This is a genomic window from Lyngbya sp. CCY1209 (assembly GCF_055795065.1).
On sequence record NZ_JAYFER010000336.1, the window covers coordinates 1 to 5,021 of the forward strand.

The 5,021-nt window shown below is 58.9% G+C and carries 2 protein-coding genes; both read left to right on the forward strand.

Annotated features, from left to right (window positions below):
- The first annotated feature begins 192 nt into the window (after positions 1–192).
- Positions 193–891, forward strand: coding sequence for a YdcF family protein (locus tag AC0QHF_RS09710; RefSeq protein WP_324704006.1), 699 nt, complete (start codon positions 193–195; stop codon positions 889–891).
- Between the two features lie 866 nt (positions 892–1,757).
- Complete coding sequence (locus tag AC0QHF_RS09715) at positions 1,758–4,880, forward strand: ABC transporter transmembrane domain-containing protein (protein WP_324704007.1); 3,123 nt, start codon at positions 1,758–1,760, stop codon at positions 4,878–4,880.
- Positions 4,881–5,021: the final 141 nt, after the last annotated feature.

Sequence of the window (5,021 nt, forward strand, 5' to 3'; positions counted from 1 at the left end):
GACTCAAGCCGCCGTTCGTTTTTCCTCCCTGCTCTAAAGAGACAGAGCTTCCAAACGTATCGGAGATTTTACGTGAATTGCAAGCGACAACCGGAGACGGTTGCCCCTAAACCTTACACCCTATCCCCAAATTCCGGAACAACCCGATCGCGATCGGCTCAAATAAGATAGAAACGGAATCCCCCGACTGCCATGAGTCCCCACCGCCCGAAACGCTCCTCCCTCCGACGGTACCGCCGCATTTTGCTTGCGGGTGCGATCGCATTGATCCTGGTTCTGAGCTCGTCCGTGGCCCGCAACCTGCTGACGCTGCGATCGGCTTCCAACGTACCCGTCGATGCCTTTTTCGTGCTCGGCGGCAGCATCCGCCGGGAAATTTACGTCTCCCAACTGGCGAAACAATCTCCCGAAATTCCGATCCTGATTTCCACCGGATCGGATGATCCCTGTGTCGTCGAGTTATTCGATCGCATCGATGCCCCCCCAGACCGCGTGTGGCTGGAAAAATGCGCGGATTCGACATTCGGCAACTTTTTCTTCGCCCAACCCCTCCTCAGCCGCTGGGGCGTCCACCACGTCAAAATGCTCACCTCCCGCACCCACCTCCCCAGGGCGGCGTGGATGGCCCGCATCGTGTTGGGTTCCCACGGCATTTGGGTGGACGTGGAATTGGTGGCGGAATCGGGGGTTCCGGGAAACCGGGAATCCGCCCTCAAAACCGCCCTGGACGTGACCCGGGCGACGCTGTGGGCGTTCCTTTCTCAGATTTGGCAACCGAATTGCGACAATGTGGTTCGCCTCCCCGACGTCGATCTCGCCGCCTGGTGCGAGGACGGGTTTAGCTGCGAGTACCAGGGGGGGGTCGATCCGGAGTCCATTTGCGCCGAGTGAGGGCGGGGAACCTCCGGTTTCATCCCGTCAATTTCTATCTGGAGACAGAGGCCGGCATTCCCAATCCCGGCCCGATTGTTGCCAACTCAAATCGAACTGTTGTATCAGACTGATTGATATAAACATGGGTCGGGTTTGATGGGGAACCCCGTGACTGAAACTCGGCGACAATCTTTACATTGCCTCGACTCCTCAAATCCCGGAAACCCCCATCAAAAAAGGGATGCAACCGATTGTTTTGAAAAACTTATATAAAGTCAACTTCGGACGAATATAAAACTTTTATTAAAGGGATTGCACGGTTGCTTAAAGCTTGATATAAAACCTTGTATGCCGGATTTATGTAGAAAATTAGAATCAATCAGGTCCATCGTTCCTCTGATATCTTGTCTGTCATCTCAGTGCCAGATTCCCAACCTGATCCAATCGTTCGGGATGGGATTGGGTTCGTGGATATCTGAGGTCTTCAACTCTCCGGTTTCGCGAGTTTTGGACTTCACCCCAAAAGGAAGGTACGTTGTAAGATTTTTATCGCTTCTGTTCTCGCGCACTTTGCCGATCATTAAATAATTTTTGTCCCAACTCATTACTACACCCGATTGATGCGCTGAAATACCGGTCAATTGGGGGTCGAGCAGAAGGCGAAGATCTTGTCAACGTCTGATGGGGGGGACGGTACCCTTCCCCATCTGGGTTTCCAATCCGTGGGAGCGTGACCGGTCATTCACCGGCTTCCGCCGGAGGCATCGAGCTCTAAATCTCAATTCCCTATCAACCGGATTGGGACACCGATCGCCTTTCAGTTCGACCCCCGATCCAGAAGACAGCCTCTCCCTCTGTCAACTGCCTATTTCGTAGTGAAACTTATGATCAATACAAACTTTCCGGTTGCGAAAACCGAAACTGACACCAACCCAGTGCAGGTTCTCGAACGCACCCGCCAAGCCTTTCAAGCGTTGCTGACGGAGGCGAATGCCGCTCCGGACGCAGCAACCCATCTCAGCCAATTTGTGGAGTTTGGCCGGACTTACGAACTCGGGGAAGCGATCCTCGAATATTCCCCCGCAACTCTATCATCTGACAAAACTTCCGGTTCTGCTGTTCACTCCGAACACAATCACAAAAAAAGTTTGTATTTAGTCTGTGGGGGGCGGGTGCGCCTGCTGGCCTTCGATCGCGCCAAGGAACGGGAAGTCTCCGTGGACGTGCTCGGACCGGGGGATTGTTTTGGGGGAGATTGGGAACCGTGCGATCGCCCCCGGTTCCCCTACCAGGCCGTCGCCGCCTCCAACGCCGAAATCGCCCGCCTGAACCTGGGTTCAATTTCGCTCCCGGAATTGGAAGCCCACCTGCAAACCGTGGCCCGACGGCGATCGCACCTGATCTTCTTCAAAACCCAAACCGACCTGCGATCGCGCCCCAGTCGCTATTTGAAAGCCATCCTCCCCGAGGTTGCCCAACGGCACCTCGAAGCCGGAACCCCCGTGGGGACCCTCTCGGGCGGCGATCCCGCCCGCTTCTGGCTCTACGGCGGCGAAATCGACGGGACACCCGCCGCCCCCAATGTCGGGGACGGGTGGGGACCCGAACCGCCGCCGGAAAGCTGGGTGGCGCGGAGTGCGGCGATCGTGTTGAGCCTGCCCCAGGGCGACTGGGACACCCTCTCCCCCGATACGGCGAACCGACAGAACGGCGGCAAAATGTCGGCGAAAGTCCCCAAAATTGCCCCGGCCTTACCCGCCCCCAAACCCGCCGCGGAAGCCCCGGCGGCCCTCAAAGACCCTTCCCAAGCCCCGGCGCTGAACTTTCCCAAACCGAAGCGCCGCCGTCCCTGGGGAGGCTTCTTGCGCTCCGATCCCTTTGTAGAGCAGCAAAGTTCCTCCGACTGCGGCGCGGCCTGTCTGGCGATGATCAGCCGGTACTGGGGGAAAGATTTCGGCCTCAACCGGCTCCGCAACCTGGCCGGCGTGGGGCGCTCCGGTGCCTCCCTGAAAGGGCTGGCGCGGGCGGCGGAAAGCCTGGGCTACCAAGCCCGACCCGTGCGGGCCAGCCTCACGCGCCTCGAAGACGAAAAACATCCCTGGATCGCCCACTGGCAGGGCGACCATTACATCGTCGTCTACCGGGTGCGGGGAAAACAGGTCTGGGTGGGCGACCCGGCCCAGGGAAAACGGAAACTGTCGCGATCGCAATTTCTCGACGGCTGGACGGGCTACGCCCTGCTCCTGGAGGCCACCGAGCGCCTCGACGAAGTGCCCAACCAAAAGCGATCGCTCGGCCGGTTCATGGGCCTGCTGTGGCCCCACCGCTCCCTCGGCCTGCAAATCATCCTGATTTCCATCCTCGTCCAACTGTTCGGGGTGGTCACGCCCCTGCTGACCCAGATCATCCTCGATCGCGTCGTGGTCAACAACAGCGTCACCAGCCTGCACGTCTTCGCCCTCGGCGCCCTGATCTTCGGGCTGTGGAGTTTGGGCCTCTCGTCGGTCCGCCAATATCTCCTCAGCTACCTCTCCAACCGCCTCGACCTGACGATGATCTCCGGCTTCATCCGCCACGCCCTCTCCCTGCCCCTGAGCTTCTTTGAAACCCGCCGGGTGGGGGACATCATCACCCGGGTTCAGGAAAACCAAAAAATCCAGCGATTCCTGATCGGCCAAATTCTCCTGGCTTGGCTCAACCTGGTGACGGGATTTGTCTACCTGGGCTTGATGCTCTACTACAACTGGCGCCTGACGGTACTCATCCTCGGCCTGATCCCGCCCATCGTCATCGTCACCCTGGTTTCGACCCCCCTGCTGCGCCGGATGTCGCGCAAAGTCTTCAACGCCGTCGCCGACCAAAACTCCACCCTCGTGGAGATGATGACGGGGGTGCAGACCCTCAAATCCGTCGCCGCCGAGCAGGAGTTGCGCTGGCGCTGGGAAGACCGGCTCACCAAGCAACTCAACGCCCGGTTTGAGGGGCAGAAGTTGGGGATCAACCTGGGATTGATCAGCCAGGCCATCAACACCGTCGGCAGTACGGCCCTGCTGTGGTTCGGGGTGATGATGGTGATTCAGGGAGACCTGACCATCGGCCAGTTCTTCGCCTTCAACATGATGCAGGGCAAGGTGATCAGCCCGGTTCTGTCCCTGGTCGGCCTCTGGGACGAACTCCAGGAGGTGCTGATTTCGGTGGAGCGGCTCAACGACGTCTTCGACAGCGAACCGGAGGAAGATCCCCGGCACCCGCTGCTGGTACTCTCCTCGGTGGAGGGGAACGTGCGGTTCGAGGACGTCACCTTCCGCTATTCGGACGATGCCGAAGTCAATACCCTGCAAAACCTGTCTTTTGAGGTGCAGCGGGGGCAGACGGTGGCGATCGTCGGGCGCAGCGGTTCCGGGAAAAGTACCCTGGTGAAGTTGTTGCAGCGGTTGTACCTGCCCAGCAGCGGCCGCATCTCGGTGGACGGACACGATGTCAGTCACATTTCTCCCCAGTCCCTGCGCCAACATATGGGGGTGGTGCCGCAGGAGTGCTATTTATTTTCCGGGACGATCGAGGAAAATATCGCCCTGTACCGGGACGAGTACGATTTGGAAGATGTGGTGGAGGCGGCCAAGTTGGCGGAGGCCCACGCCTTCATCCAGAGTTTGCCCTTGGGGTACAACACCAAGGTCGGGGAGCGGGGGTCGAGTTTGTCCGGGGGACAGCGGCAGCGGGTCGCGATCGCCCGGGCCCTGTTGGGGAAACCGCCGATCCTGGTTTTGGACGAGGCGACGAGTTCGTTGGATACGGAGAGTGAACAGCGATTTCAGCGGAATTTGGAACAACTCAGCCGCGATCGCACTACGTTTATCATCGCCCACCGCCTCTCGACGGTTCGCAACGCTGACCTGATTTTGGTCCTCGATCGCGGCGTTTTGGTGGAGCGGGGCAACCACGACGAGTTGATCGCGATCGGGGGGTTGTACCACCACCTCGCCCAGCAGCAACTCGACCTTTAAAAGCCATCGAAATCCGTCGGTTTTACGGGCGACGATCGGCAGGGGGAGTGCAGCTAAACTCCCTCTATAGCGCTGCGCGCGGTCCTCGGCAGTCGGTATTAGGGAGTCGGAAACTGAAACGGCTTTTCTATAAGGGTTTGA